The organism is Methylocystis sp. MJC1 (assembly GCF_026427715.1).
GTDB lineage: Bacteria > Pseudomonadota > Alphaproteobacteria > Rhizobiales > Beijerinckiaceae > Methylocystis.
Genome location: NZ_CP107558.1, coordinates 1,332,455 through 1,345,930 on the forward strand (window position 1 = coordinate 1,332,455; position 13,476 = coordinate 1,345,930).

Consider the following 13,476-nt stretch of genomic DNA (forward strand, 5'->3'; position numbering starts at 1 on the left):
ATATCCCGGCGAGGGAGGATTCGCATGGCCGTTAATCTGCTCGAAAATGCGCCCGCGTTGCGGCTGCATGCGTTAGACAGCGAAGATCTCGCGCTTGTTTCGGCGCATCTCCAGGATGCGCTGGTGCGCGTTGGCGATATCGCCTACCTCCCGGCCAAGCGCCGCTTCGCGCTTGTCGGTTCGCGTTTCGACTGGTCGGCCGAGATGGAGGGGCGGCTCGAGCGCTGTCGGTCCGGCCTGCATTTCGAGGGCGTCGAGCGGGTGCGCTGCCAGCATGTTTCGCGCGACCAGCCGGATGCGATCCTCGACCTTCTGGCCGTCACTTTCGAGCCCGGCCCCGAGCCGCCGGGAGGAACCATCCGCCTGACCTTCGCCGGAGGCGCGGTGATTTGCCTCGACGTCGAATGCGTCGAGGCGCAGCTATGCGACATCGGGCCGCGCTGGAAGACCGCGGCGCGGCCGGCCCATGACGGCGCCGAGCCGGGGGTGAACATTTCCTGAGGAGGTCAGCGCGGCGCGTCGTCTCCTCGGTTGTCCTTTCCGTAAAGCCGCCGGAGCGCCCAAAGCAGGCCGGGCCGCGTCATCCTCCCATGGCCCGGCGTCGACGCCAGCAGCCGGCGATAGGCGCGCGGCAGCGCATAATAGGGGACGCCGGGAAAAGCGTGATGCGTCGCGTGATAATGCAGGCCGAGCGGAGCCCAGAGCTCGGTCCAGAAACGACCTGGAATATCGTTTGAGTCTGCGATCTGGGCCGGTTTGTCGATCGGGACGCCGGGGCTTTCATAGGCGTGCTCGGTCAATGTCCGTATCGCTTCGAGGAAGCCGATCGCGACCATGACGACGTACCACAATGTCGCGGCCCGGATCAGCACGCCGGTGTCGATGGCGACCAGTCCGAACGCGATCAGAACCGCCCACATCGCCAGCAGGAGAGCGCTATCGCGGCGCGCCAGTCGAACCAGCCCGGGAGTAGCCTTGCGCCGGTAGGCCGGGTTGAAAGCGATGGCGGAGGCCCGCTCGATCAGCCAGATTTCGACGCGCCCGGAAACAAATCCGATCGGCGCGAGCAGCATGAAGCGTAAGGCAAGAAAGGCCGGCGCGATCAAGGTGTGGAGCAGATAGGCCGTAACCGTCCAGGACGAGCGCGCAAAGGGCAAATAGGATGGATCGGCATTCGTGCCGTACATCGCGGTGCGATGGTGATCGAGATGCACCTGCCCATAGATGAAGGTGGGCAGAAGGAGCGGAAACCCGACGACCGCGTTCCATGCCGCCTCGAAGCCGGTCAACCCACGGCGATGGTGGCTGATCTCATGGGTGAAGGCCACGGCGCGATTGAGCGCGAAGACCGCAATTATGATGGCGACAAGGCCCGAAAATGAGCCCCAAGGGCTGAGGGCGCCGATGGCGAAGGCCGCCCAGCCGGTCCCGGCGCTGGCGAGGAAATCGACCCAGTAGATTGCGGGGCGGACCTTGTAGAGGTCTGCGAGAAGGGCGGCTGAGGGAAGGGGTTGGGCCATTACAGGAAGCGGCGGCTGCTCGAGGGGACCGAAGCGGAGGGGCGTTGGAAGCTCGACCGCCGCATCTGCTTCTATCACACAGCCGACGATTTGTACGCCGGTCTGACTCCGCCGGGGAGGCGGCCGCGAAAGGCTCCGCGCCGCGCTTCAAACTTGACGAAAGCGCTCCCACAAGGCCATGACAGCCGGAAACCCCGGTTGGAGATGGAAATGACCCTGCGCCTGGACGCCGCCGCCCCCGATTTCGAACAGCGTTTTGTCTCGCTGCTCGCCATGAAGCGGGAGTCCTCCCAGGACGTCGACGCCACCGTCCGCGCCATCATCGAGGACGTTATCGCTCGTGGCGACGAGGCGCTGATCGATTATTCCAAGCGTTTCGACCGCATCGATCTCGCGCAGACCGGCATCGCCGTCTCTGCCGCCGAGGTCGCCGCGGCGGAAGGGAAATGCTCGAAGGAGCAGCTGGCCGCGCTTGATCTCGCTCTCGAGCGCATCACTGCCTATCACGAAAAGCAGAAGCCCGAGGACGCGCGCTATCGCGACGCGGCGGGCGTCGAGCTCGGCTGGCGCTGGTCGCCGCTCGATTCGGTCGGGCTCTATGTGCCGGGCGGCACGGCGGCCTATCCGTCTTCCGTTCTGATGAATGTCGTGCCCGCCAAGGTCGCCGGCGTGAAGCGCATCGTGATGGTCGTGCCGACGCCGGGCGGCCATGTCGAGCCGCTGGTGCTCGCCGCCGCCAAGCGCTCGGGGATAAATGAAATCTACCGCGTCGGCGGCGCGCAGGCCGTGGCGGCGCTCGCCTATGGCACCAAGACCATTGCGCCGGTCGCCAAGATCGTCGGCCCCGGTAACGCCTGGGTGGCCGCCGCCAAGCGCCGCGTCTTCGGCCAGGTCGGCATCGATATGATTGCCGGCCCCTCGGAAGTGCTGGTGCTTGCCGACAAGACCGCCAATCCCGACTGGATCGCCGCCGACCTGCTGGCGCAGGCCGAGCATGACGAATCCGCCCAATCCATCCTCATCACCGACAGCGTCGAGATCGCCGACGCGACCGTCGCGGCGGTGGAGCGCCATCTTTCGACGCTTTCCCGCGTCGAGATCGCCAGCAAGTCCTGGCGCGATTATGGCGCGGTGATTTTGGTCAAGAAGCTTTCGGATTCGCTGCCGCTCGCCGACCGTATCGCCGCGGAGCATTTGGAGATCATCTCCGAGGACGCCGAGGCGCTTGCCGCGCGCGTCTCCAACGCCGGCGCCATTTTCATCGGCGCCTATACGCCGGAGGCGGTGGGCGATTATGTCGGCGGCAGCAATCACGTTCTGCCGACGGCGCGTTCCGCGCGATTCTCTTCGGGCCTCAGCGTGCTCGATTTCGTGAAGCGCACGTCGATCCTGAAGTGCGACGCCGACTCGCTGCGCGCCATTGGCGGCGCGGCGGTGACGCTCGGCGACGCGGAAGGACTCACGGCGCATGCCCGTTCGGTTTCGATCCGCCTGAATTCTCTCGGGGCTTGAGGTGGACTCGAGCGCACAGAAACGGCTTATCTCGGTCACGCTCGACGAGAATTCGATCGGGCGCGGCTCCGCCGATCAGGAGCATGAGCGCGCTATCGCGGTTTATGACCTGATCGAGGAGAACAGCTTCGCGCTCGTCGGCCATGCCGGCGGGCCCTATGCGCTCAACATTTCCTTGATGGACGCCAAGCTCGTCTTCGATATCCGGGACCAGAACGGAAACGTCGTCGTCACGCATATTCTGTCGCTGACGCCCTTCAGGCGCATCCTGAAAGATTATTTCCTGATTTGCGAAAGCTATTACGCCGCCATCCGCACGGCGACGCCGAGCCGGATCGAGGCGATCGACATGGGCCGGCGCGGCCTGCACAATGAAGGCGCACAGCTTCTTGCCGAGCGGTTGAAGGGAAAAATCGAAACCGACTCCGACACGTCGCGCCGCCTCTTCACTCTGATTACGGCCTTGCACTGGAAGGGCTGAGGCGGATGGCAGCATTTTCCGCCGAAGCACAGGCCAGTTCGGCGATGAAAATGCGGTAGCGACATGGCGCGCCCGCAATCCGTCCTCTTCGCCTGCACGCTGAATACGGTTCGCTCGCCCATGGCCGAAGCGATCGCGCGGCATTATTTCGGCCGCGAGATTTATTTTGCCTCCGCGGGGATCAAGCGCGGCGAGCCGGACCTTTTCGCCACGGCGGCGATGGACGAGATCGGCGTCGATATGAGCCGCCATAAGCCGCATACTTTCGAGGATCTGGAAGACTCGAACTTCGACCTCATCGTCACGCTTTCCCCCGAAGCGCATCACAAGGCTTTGGAGTTCACGCGCGCCATGGCGGTCGACGTCGTCTATTGGCCGACGCCCGACGCCACGGCGACGCAGGGATCGCGGGAGGCGATCCTGTCAGCCTATCGCGACGTACGCGATAGGCTGACGGCGCGGATCAAGGAGCTGCTGGGACGGGGACCAACGGGCGCTTAGGGCAACCACCGTGAGGCGCGACCGGAATCTTAGGGTTGCAATGGGCAATGTCGGCGCTGCCCTGGATCCCCGATCAGGCCTTTGGCCTGTCGGGGATGACACGCGGCATCAGCGTGCCTTTACTTGATCTATTGAAGAGAGCGCTGTGGGCGTCTGTCATTCCCGGCGCGCGGAGCGCGACCGGGAATCCAGGGGCCACAATAGCGACCTCGGTGCTGCTCTCGAGTCCAGCCGGCCTGTTCGGATGACAGGGGCGGCCGCCCTCATTTAACCCAGCCGAAGAGGGCGGCGATCAGAACCCATTGGCAGGCCCAGCCGATCAGAAACATGGGCGCGCGCGCCCAAGGCAGGCCGATAACGTAGATCAGGTAATGGGCGATGCGGACGGCGAAATAGACCGCCGCCGCCGCCGCCGAGGCGGATGTCGTATGGCCGGTTATTTGAATGGCGGTCGCGAGCAGGCCGAAGACGGCGAGATTCTCGACGGCGTTGCCGTGGGCGCGGATCGAGCGCTGCGCCCAGGGCGCTTGTGTGGGCGCATCATGCAGCGGATCGCGGAAGCCGCCGACGAGGCCCATTTCGAGCAGGCGCTGCGCCACATGCGGCGCCCAGAGCAAGGATGTGAAAGCCGCTGTCAGAACGGCATAGTAAAATTCGGGGGTCATTGCGTTGGTCATCGTCTTCTCCTTCGAGACGTCAATGCCGCGACGCTAACGACAGTATAGATCGCTGTGAAGAACGCAGTAATATCGCCACTAGGCAGGAATGCCGCCCATAGGGCAAAATAGGATACCATGCGCAAGCAACGTCACCCGCAATACGACCAATGCCCCATCGAGGCGGCGATGGACATTATCGGCGGCAAATGGAAGGGCTCGATCCTCTTCCTCCTGCTCGACGACAAGAAGCGCTTCAGCGATTTCCAAAAGCGGCTGACCAAGATCACCCAGCGCACGCTCACGCAACAGCTGCGCGATCTCGAACGCGACGGCATGGTGTCGCGCGAAATTTTCCCGCAAGTGCCGCCGCGCGTGGAATACAGCCTTACGGAGAAAGGCCGCACGCTTGCGCCGCTGTTGATCGAGCTGAAGAAGTGGGGCGAAGCGCATGCGCTTCCTGCAGAAGGCGAAGAAGCCCAGGAGGGTTACCCGTCAACGCCTTGTTTGCCGTAACCAGTGTTGGTTCGACGTGAGCCTTATTTCTTCATCTTCGAGCAGAAGCGCTGCGCCAGAGCCAGCAGCTTGCGGTCGGTTCCGCGCCTGCCGACGAAAGAAAGCGCCACCGGCGCGTCAGTCGTGGGCAATGGCAGGCTGATCTGCGGCAGGCCGAAATAGCTCGCGATGAGGAAGAGCCGCATCATTTGGTAGCGCTTGGCGTCGAGCTGCTCCTCGCTTTCGGTGAGCAGCGGCGAACGGAAGGGCGTCGTCGGCATGACGAGAAAGCCCTTGTCTCCAAACAGCGCGCCGATGCGCTTTTTCGCCTCCTCGCCAAAGGCCAGCGCCGCATTTTTCTGTTCGAGCGTGACTTTGGAGGCGATTGCGAAGCGCGCCTCGACGCCTTTGCCGAAGGTCGGATGATGCGCCGCGACCCATGCGCCGTGCGACGCCCAGGCCTCATGCGCCTGCAGATTGCGGAAATGCGCCAGAGCCGTCTTGAAGAAATCTTCGTCAAGCCGACCTTCGCGCCACGGCCCGCTCTTCAACATATCGACGGCGGGCGCGGCGGCCGCGGCGAACTCGGTTTCGGCGCCGCGAAAGGCGTCGCTGAGAAAAACCGCTTCTTCCAACACCCCCTGATCGGCGTCTTCGGGCAGCAGCACATTGCCCACCTCCGCCATCCGCCGCAGATCGCGCGCGAACCAGCCGATGACGTCGAGCGAGGGCGCCAGCGGCACGACGCCGTCCATGGGGATCGCGCCATGCGAGGGGCGGAAGCCGAAGACGCCGCAAAAGGCGGCGGGCGCCCGGCAAGAGCCGGCCGTATCTGTGCCGATTGCGAAATTGACAAGACCGGCCGCCACTGCGACGGCGGAGCCGGAAGAGGAGCCGCCAGGATGCCTGTCCTGCGCCGCCGGGTTTATGGGCGTGCCAAAATGCGGGTTCGCGCCGAGCAGGCTATAGGCCATCTCGTCCATATGGGTCTTGCCGACGAGCCGCGCCCCGGCGGCGAGCAGCCTGTCGACGACCGCCGCATTGGCTGGCGCCGGCGCATGGGTCGCCGCCCATTGGGGATGGCCGTTGGTCGAAACCTCGCCTTTGACGTCGATGTTCTCCTTGACGACGAAGGTCGCGCCGGAGAGGGGGCCAGGCCCCTCCGCGCCTTCGTTGAGGACGACCGACAATGCCCCGAGATCGCCTTTCATCCGGCGCCCTTTCCCGCTGAATTTTGGTTTGGCGTCATTTCCGGTTGGAAGCGGGTCTTCGGACACGACGCCTGGAGCGCATTCTTCGCAAAAGTTGCAGGCTTTTGCGAAGAATGCGCTCCAGTGGTTCGATCTTGCGCGATTTCTTATCGCTCGCATGATTCCATGCGAGCGGAAAGCGCGCTAGAGAGCAACGGCGCCGGCGAGGATCTCCTCGTAAAGCGCCAAATCCAAGGCGGCATATATAGATCGCTCGCAAGACGCGAAAAAGACAGCGTCGCCGATTGCGCGCGGATCGAAACCCTCTTCGGCAAGCTCAAGTTTGCGGTGCTTGAACGTCTCCGTGACCTGCAACGCATGCGATAGGCGCAGGAAGAGCGGACGCGCATAGGCGGGCAGCTGCGCCGAAAGATGCGCATAGAGGCCTGCTACGTCGAAGCAGTCGTCCGCCACGATCGCCGCCATGCCGGCGCGACCGTCGCGGCCGGGGACCTCCACGCCATAGACAGTGACGTCTAAGACACCGGGATAAGCGGCGATCGCCTGCGCGACCTCGGCCGTCGCAACATTCTCGCCTTTCCAGCGGAAAGTATCGCCGACACGGTCGACAAAATAGAAGAAGCCGCGCGCATCGCGACGCATGAGGTCGCCGCTGCGCATCCAGGCGTCTCCTTGCGTGAAGACGTCACGCAGGATTTTCTTTTCTGAAGCCGCGCGGTCGAGATAGCCCTCGAAGTCATTGGCGACGCGCGCGATGGCCTCGCCTGGCTCGTCGGGCCCGCAGGCAACGCAGAAGCCTTCCGCGTCGCGCAGCGGCGCGTCGTTCTCGGCGTCATATCGCACGAGCTGGATCGCCCGGCTTGCCGCAAGGAAGGAAGGGATGCGGCCGATGGCGCCGGGTTCGCCCTCGACATTGTAAAGCGAGAAATTGCTTTCCGTCGCTGCGTAGAATTCGAGTATGCGCGGAATGGCGAAACGCTTCTGGAATACCGGCCAGACGTCCGGCCGCAGGCCATTGCCGACGGCGAGGCGCAGCCTATGTTTCGTCTCCGCTTCGCAGGGCGCTGCATGGGCGAGGTAGCGGCAGAGCTCGCCGATATATTGAAAAAGCGTGCAGCCGTAGTCGACAACGTCGTTCCAAAAGGCGCTCACCGAGAAGCGCTCGCGTAGCACGACCGAGCCGCCGCCCAGCAGCGTCGCCCAGATGGCGACGACGCCGCCGACCGAGTGATAGAGCGGCAGGCAATCATACATCCTGTCGTCGGGCGTGACGTCGATCAGACCGCAAAACCACAGCGCCCAATTCATAATGCGGCGATGGGAGACAATCGCCGCCTTCGGCAGGCCGGTGGTGCCGGAGGTGTAGATGTAAAGCGCGTGATCCGAAAGCGTTGGGCGCGTCGCCTCATCGAGAACAAGGGGCGCGCTCGATTGCGCGACTATCTCGTTTTCGAGAGAGTCGTCGCAACGCACAAGGCGTGCATCGTCGCCGGCGAGCGCCTCGACACATTTCGCGTAATTCGTAACCGAGGCCAGGATCAAGCGCGGCGCGGCGATCTTGATGCAATGCGCGAGCGCTGGGCCGGCAAGATTATAATTGATGAGTGCGACCACGACGCCGATGCGTGTGAGCCCGAGCCAGATTGCGACGTAATCGGGCCTGCTCTCCATGACAAGCGCGACAGCGTCGCCCTTGCGCAGACCGCGCGCCTGCGCCCAGCGCGCGTAGCGCCGGGAGCGCTCGGACAATTCGCGAAAACTGAATCCGCCGCCTTCAAAAAGGATCGCCGCGGCGTCGCCGCGCAACGCCACCATGTCGTCGAACGCGATAGCGAGCGTGCGATTGGGATCGCGCTCGATGGACGCGGAGAGCTTCAGAGCCCGCAACCAATCCTTGTTCGTCGAGCGCCCCGCGCCTTCCGCAAGTTCGCTTTTGGAAGGCCCCGCGCCCGCGCCGTAAGCCGTCATCTCTCGTCGTCGTCCGTTGAGAATGGTTAATGCGCGCCAATCGCGCAGGTCGTTCGCGATCCTATCGGACATTCCCTGCGAAATCTCTACAAATGCAAAAGAACCTTATTAAGCCTACCGGGCGCTTTTCGTCGCTGCGCGCGCGAAAACCGCATAAATCTTTAGGCGTTTTCTCTACGTCAATAGCCCAGCTTCACCCTCTCGACGATGCGGCCGGGCGCGCCGCAGGAGGCAAACCCAATGCGCAACGAAACGATAGCGGTGCATGGCGGCTTTGACGGCGATCCGGCGACGCGCGCGGTCGCGGTGCCGATCTATCAGACCGTCGCCTATGAGTTCGACAGCGCCGACCACGCGGCGGCGCTCTTCGATCTTGAAGAGGAGGGCTTCCGCTACAGCCGCATTGCCAATCCGACCGTCGCCGTGCTGGAGAAGCGCGTCGCCCAGCTCGAGGGCGGGGTCGGCGCTCTGGCGGTCTCGACGGGGCAGGCGGCGCTCTATTACGCTTTCGCCAATGTCGCCGATAGCGGCGGCAATATCGTCGCCGCGCCGACTCTTTACGGCACCACGCATACGCTGCTTCAGCATGTGATGGCGCGCCAGGGCGTGAAAGTTCGCTTTGCGGCGAGCGACTCTCCCGCTGATATGGCCGCGGCGATGGACGCTGACACCAAAGCGGTCTTCTGCGAAAGCGTCGGCAATCCGGCCGGCAATATTTGCGACTTGGCCGAGATCGCCGAGGCCGCGCACGCCCATGGCGTGCCGCTCATCGTCGATAATACGGTGGCGACGCCGATCCTGTGGCGGCCCATCGAACATGGCGCAGACATCGTCGTTCATTCCATGACAAAGTTCATGGGCGGCCATGGCGCAACGCTTGGCGGGATCATCATCGACAGCGGACGTTTTCCGTGGGCCAAATACCCCGAGCGGTTCCCGACCTTCAATGAGCCGGACGTCTCCTATCATGGCCTCGTCTATGCCGATCGCTTCAAAGAGAACGCTTATGTCGCACGCGCCCGCAGCGTCTATCAGCGCACGACCGGCGCGGTGCTCGCGCCGTTGAACGCCTTTCTTCTCTTGCAGGGGTTGGAAACCGTCGCGTTGCGCGTCGAGCGCCATGTCGAGAATGCGCGAAAGGTCGCTGCGTTTTTGCGCGACGATCCGCGCGTCGCCTGGGTGAATTACGCCGGCTTCCCGGAGAGCCCCTATTACCCGCTCGCGCAGAAATATCTCGGCGGCCGCGTGCCCTCGCTCCTCACTTTCGGCGTAAAAGGCGGGCTCGAGGCCGGCAAGCGCGTCTATGACTCGCTGCGCATCATCAAGCGCCTCGTGAACATCGGCGACGCAAAGTCGCTCGCATGCCACCCCGCCTCGACGACGCACCGCCAAATGACGCCGGACGAGCAGGCAAAGGCCGGGGTCTTGCCGGAGATGCTGCGCATCAGCGTCGGCATCGAGCACATAGACGACATCATCGAAGATCTGGACAATGCGCTTGCCTCCGTCAATGCGAGCATCGCCGAGGCGGCGGAATGACGTCGTTCTCTTTGCGCTCGCACGACGCCCTCGAAATCGCATTCGTCAATAACATGCCCGACCAAGCGCTCGCGGCGACGCGGGCGCAATTCGAGCGTCTCGTGCGCGGGGGCGCCGAGGGCCGCGAGATTAGCTGGCGTTGCTACGCGTTGCCGGGCCTGGAGCGCAGTGAAACGGCGCGCCGCTATTTGGCGCGCGACCATGAAGATATAGAGGCGCTATACAGGCGCGGCGCCGATGCGCTGATCGTCACCGGGTGCGAGCCCCGCGCAGCCCGCCTCGAGCACGAGCCATATTGGCCGCAGATTCAGACGCTCGTCGATTGGGCGCGTGCACATACCTTCTCGACTCTCTGGTCTTGCCTCGCAGCCCACGCTGCGGCGCTTCATCTTGCGGGCGTCGAACGCCGGCGAGTGACGAAAAAGATCAGCGGCGTCTACTCCTTCCAGCATCTCGCCGACGATTGGACAGGGGAAAGAGCTGGGACTGCAATCTTGACGCCGCATTCGCGCTACAACGCGATCGACGCTGAAACGCTGGAACGCCGCGGATTCCAAATCGGCGCAGGCTCGCTGGAAGCCGGCGTTGATATGTTCTGGCGCGAAGAGCCCAGCCTCTTCGTTTTCCTGCAAGGTCATCCTGAATATGAGGCGGAGACTCTGCTGAAGGAATATCGCCGCGACGTGCTGCGCTATCTTTCCGGCGAGCGCGCGGAGTATCCTGAACAGCCCGAGAATTACTTCAGCGCCGTAACGTCCGAAAGGCTGTCGGCGCTACAAAGCCGCGTGCTTGAAAAGACCGAGAGCCATGCGGACGAGGCGCTCGCGGAAGTTCTTTCCGCCGAGAAATGCGCTCGACCCTGGGCCGATGACGCGCAGCGCCTCTACCGTTCCTGGATGAAGAATGTCGCGACCAGGGTCGAAGCCTTGCGTCACAGCGCCTGATTGAGAGGCGGCGCCGGGCAGGTCGGCGCCCCCCTCAAAATCTCAATGGTCGAGATCGCGCACCAACGCTTCGATATTCCCGATGGTGCGAAAATTGGCCGGAACGAGTTTCGAGCTCGGAATCGTCAAATCGAATTCCGCCTCGATCGACAGCATCAGATTCACCATTTCCATCGACGTCATCCCAAGCTCCTGCAAATCCTGGTGCGGCGGGATCTGCGAAGCATTCTTTATGAATTGGGCGACGATGGCGTTGATGCGATCGATGGATTGAACCGTTAAGACGTCCACGCTGTCCTCCAGAACACAGGTTTCTTCCAATTGACAATTAGAATTCTAACGACTGCCTGTAAAAAGAAGCTGCGCAACAATACATAAAATCCATTTTATTAAGGCTGACCCTGACAATTTATTCGACAAAACGGATTGTTCAGAACTGCAGCCTAGCCTCCAACAGATCAGGCAAGGGTAAGTTGAAGAGGCATCCATGTTGGCCGCTGAAATTTCAAAGGCGCAGGAAGATACCGAGGCGGGCGATGATTTTTCCGCTCGAATCGGATCAGCCGTCGCCGTCGCCGCAAAATTTGCCGACGCCGTCGATGAGGGCGCGCGCTTTCCGAGAGAGGCTTTCGATGAGCTGAAAGCACAACGGCTGCTTGGGATATTGCTACCGAAGCGATTTGGCGGCGAAGACCGCAACGTCGCCGAGGCCGCGCAGGTTTGTTATGCGCTCGGTCGCGTCTGTTCCTCGAGCGCGATGATTTATGCGATGCATGCCGCAAATGTCGCGTGCGTCATGATCCATGCGGGAAACAGCGAGAAGTTTCCATACTATCTTCGTCGCATTGGCGAAGAGCAGATGCTGATTGCCTCATCGACGACTGAAGGAAAAAACGGGGCCAATGTGCGCTCCAGCGCCTCGGCAATCATCGCTTCCGATGGCGGCGTTTCTCTCGATCGCGACGCCTCAGTGGTGTCCTATGGGGCGTCTGCCGACGCCATCGTGACAACCGCGCGCCGTTCGCCCGACTCTCTACCCAGCGACCAGGTGCTCGCGCTCTTCTTCAAGGAAGACTACACGCTCGAGCGCACGTCCAAATGGAACGTGATGGGCATGCGCGGCACGTGCAGCGAAGGTTTCCATCTCCTCGCAAAAGGAGAGCTCGAGCAGGTTCTCCCAGAGGCTTACGACAAGATTCACCGCCGCTCGATGGTGCCGGTGACACATCTGCTTTGGGCGGCCTGCTGGGCGGGCGTGGCGGCTGGCGCGGTGGAGCGCGCACAGAACTTCACGCGTAAAATCTCACGCGCCCAAAAAGGCGCCTTGCCGCCGGGCGCGCCCTTCGCAACGCAGGCGTCTCTCGCCCTCATGCAGCTGATCAACCTCGTCGATTCCTCGATCGCGGATTATCTCGGCAGGGCCGAAGAACCCGATACGCTCGACGAAATCTCCTTCCAGACTTCGCTCAACCTTTTGAAGGTGAGCGCCTCCGAAATAGCGATCTCGACGGTTATGCATGCGTTCAATGCCTGCGGAATCGCGGGCTATCGCAGCGACGGCGAATTCAGCGTCTCGCGCCCGCTGAGAGATATTCTTTCGTCGTCGGTCATGATCAACAACAATCGGATTCTTTCGAATGTGGCCTCGTCCTGCCTGATCGGCGGCGTGCCAGACTCGATCGTGAAGCCGAGATAATGAAACAGCCTGGGGAAGATCGTGCGATGGGTAGGATGACGTGCGCAGATCCGGTGGCGAACAGCGACCAGACGATCCTCGATTATCTCTTTCGCCCGATGGGCGTTGACGGCGTTTACGCGCGCACGCGGCGTTATGAAGATGTCGTCGATGCGCTTCAAAGCCTGATTTCAAGACATCGCCCCGATGAAGCGGTCGTCTTTCGATTTCCACCGGTGATGAGTCTGAGGCAGCTCGAGAAGCAGGGCTACCTCAACAGTTTCCCTCAACTGCTCGGCTGCGTTTGCGCCCTCCATGGCACCGAGGCCGATGTCGCCGCCGCGGTGAACCGAGCCAAGGAAGGCGAAGATTGGACGCGAGGCGCGACTTCCGCCGGTCTCGTGTTGAGCCCGGCGGCCTGTTATCCGGTCTATCCTATCGCTGCGGAAAATGGGCCGGTCCCCGAAGAGGGTCTCACCTTCGATGTCGCTGCGGACTGCTTCCGTCACGAGCCATCGAAAGATTTGGACAGGCTGCAGTCATTTCGGATGCGTGAATTCGTTCGAATTGGCGCGCCCGCGCAGATCGTCGTCTTCCGCGAGCAGTGGATGAAAATCGCGGAGTCGATCGCCGAGTCGCTTCGGCTGCCATTTGTCTTCGATCGCGCCAGCGACCCATTCTTTGGCCGGATCGGCGTGTTGATGGCCGCGAACCAGATCGAGCAGGCTCTGAAATTCGAGCTTCTCATCCCCGTGCGCGCCGATAGCGCCCCGACAGCTTGCATGAGCTTCAACTACCATCGCGAGCATTTCGGCAAGACATGGGAGCTCGTCGATCAGCAGGGCGAATTGGCGCATTCTGGTTGCGTCGCTTTCGGCATCGACCGGCTGGCGCTTGCGCTCTTTGCGATGCATGGACTTAACGTCGAGGAATGGCCCGGCGACGTGCAGGAAATTTTGCGTTTGAAATAACTG

At 62.5% G+C, this 13,476-nt stretch carries 14 protein-coding genes; 9 read left to right on the forward strand and 5 right to left on the reverse strand.

Features of this window, described 5'->3' with window-relative positions; genetic code table 11:
• Positions 1-24: 24 nt before the first annotated feature.
• Entirely contained in the window at positions 25-501 is a 477-nt protein-coding gene (locus OGR47_RS06390; RefSeq protein ID WP_165047987.1) for a DUF2948 family protein, read from the forward strand.
• Between the two features lie 5 nt (positions 502-506).
• Here OGR47_RS06390 and OGR47_RS06395 read toward each other — a convergent pair whose 3' ends face one another.
• Positions 507-1,520: a fatty acid desaturase family protein gene (locus tag OGR47_RS06395; RefSeq protein ID WP_165047989.1), complete on the reverse strand. Its 1,014-nt coding sequence runs from the start codon at positions 1,518-1,520 to the stop codon at positions 507-509.
• A 210-nt stretch (positions 1,521-1,730) separates the two neighbouring features.
• Between OGR47_RS06395 and hisD the strand changes: the two genes are divergently transcribed.
• The 3 genes from hisD (at position 1,731) to OGR47_RS06410 (ending at position 4,014) form a co-directional block, all read left to right on the forward strand.
• Entirely contained in the window at positions 1,731-3,032 is a 1,302-nt protein-coding gene (gene hisD / locus OGR47_RS06400; RefSeq protein ID WP_165047991.1) for a histidinol dehydrogenase, read from the forward strand.
• A 1-nt stretch (position 3,033) separates the two neighbouring features.
• Complete coding sequence (locus OGR47_RS06405) at positions 3,034-3,513, forward strand: UPF0262 family protein (protein ID WP_165047993.1); 480 nt, start codon at positions 3,034-3,036, stop codon at positions 3,511-3,513.
• Between the two features lie 63 nt (positions 3,514-3,576).
• The gene (locus OGR47_RS06410; RefSeq protein ID WP_165047995.1) at positions 3,577-4,014 is read left to right on the forward strand and encodes a low molecular weight phosphatase family protein; all 438 of its coding nucleotides are present in this window, start codon (positions 3,577-3,579) and stop codon (positions 4,012-4,014) included.
• Between the two features lie 263 nt (positions 4,015-4,277).
• On the opposite strand, the gene OGR47_RS06415 is transcribed toward OGR47_RS06410, so the two are convergent.
• Entirely contained in the window at positions 4,278-4,691 is a 414-nt protein-coding gene (locus OGR47_RS06415) for an MAPEG family protein (RefSeq protein ID WP_165047997.1), read from the reverse strand.
• A gap of 117 nt (positions 4,692-4,808) precedes the next feature.
• On the opposite strand from OGR47_RS06415, the gene OGR47_RS06420 reads away from it, so the two are divergent.
• Positions 4,809-5,186, forward strand: a complete 378-nt coding sequence (locus OGR47_RS06420; RefSeq protein WP_165047999.1) for a winged helix-turn-helix transcriptional regulator — start codon at positions 4,809-4,811, stop codon at positions 5,184-5,186.
• Positions 5,187-5,209: 23 nt separating this feature from the next.
• Here the strand turns inward: OGR47_RS06420 and OGR47_RS06425 are convergent, their stop codons facing one another.
• The gene (locus tag OGR47_RS06425; RefSeq protein ID WP_165048001.1) at positions 5,210-6,376 is read right to left on the reverse strand and encodes an amidase; all 1,167 of its coding nucleotides are present in this window, start codon (positions 6,374-6,376) and stop codon (positions 5,210-5,212) included.
• A 183-nt stretch (positions 6,377-6,559) separates the two neighbouring features.
• Complete coding sequence (locus OGR47_RS06430) at positions 6,560-8,416, reverse strand: long-chain-acyl-CoA synthetase (RefSeq protein ID WP_246729517.1); 1,857 nt, start codon at positions 8,414-8,416, stop codon at positions 6,560-6,562.
• A gap of 168 nt (positions 8,417-8,584) precedes the next feature.
• On the opposite strand from OGR47_RS06430, the gene OGR47_RS06435 reads away from it, so the two are divergent.
• Together OGR47_RS06435 and OGR47_RS06440 are read left to right on the forward strand one after the other, a co-directional pair.
• The gene (locus OGR47_RS06435) at positions 8,585-9,883 is read left to right on the forward strand and encodes an O-acetylhomoserine aminocarboxypropyltransferase/cysteine synthase family protein (RefSeq protein WP_165048003.1); all 1,299 of its coding nucleotides are present in this window, start codon (positions 8,585-8,587) and stop codon (positions 9,881-9,883) included.
• Positions 9,880-10,827: a homoserine O-acetyltransferase/O-succinyltransferase family protein gene (locus tag OGR47_RS06440; RefSeq protein ID WP_165048005.1), complete on the forward strand. Its 948-nt coding sequence runs from the start codon at positions 9,880-9,882 to the stop codon at positions 10,825-10,827. The genes OGR47_RS06435 and OGR47_RS06440 overlap by 4 nt, the downstream gene beginning before the upstream one ends.
• Positions 10,828-10,869: 42 nt before the next feature.
• Here OGR47_RS06440 and OGR47_RS06445 read toward each other — a convergent pair whose 3' ends face one another.
• Positions 10,870-11,118 (reverse strand): phosphopantetheine-binding protein, encoded by a 249-nt coding sequence (locus OGR47_RS06445; RefSeq protein WP_246729518.1) that lies wholly within the window; start codon positions 11,116-11,118, stop codon positions 10,870-10,872.
• A gap of 196 nt (positions 11,119-11,314) precedes the next feature.
• Here OGR47_RS06445 and OGR47_RS06450 point away from each other — a divergent pair, with 196 nt between their 5' ends.
• Together OGR47_RS06450 and OGR47_RS06455 are read left to right on the forward strand one after the other, a co-directional pair.
• Positions 11,315-12,523 (forward strand): acyl-CoA dehydrogenase family protein, encoded by a 1,209-nt coding sequence (locus OGR47_RS06450; protein WP_165048008.1) that lies wholly within the window; start codon positions 11,315-11,317, stop codon positions 12,521-12,523.
• A 26-nt stretch (positions 12,524-12,549) separates the two neighbouring features.
• Complete coding sequence (locus OGR47_RS06455) at positions 12,550-13,473, forward strand: amino acid--[acyl-carrier-protein] ligase (protein WP_165048010.1); 924 nt, start codon at positions 12,550-12,552, stop codon at positions 13,471-13,473.
• Positions 13,474-13,476 lie beyond the last annotated feature (3 nt).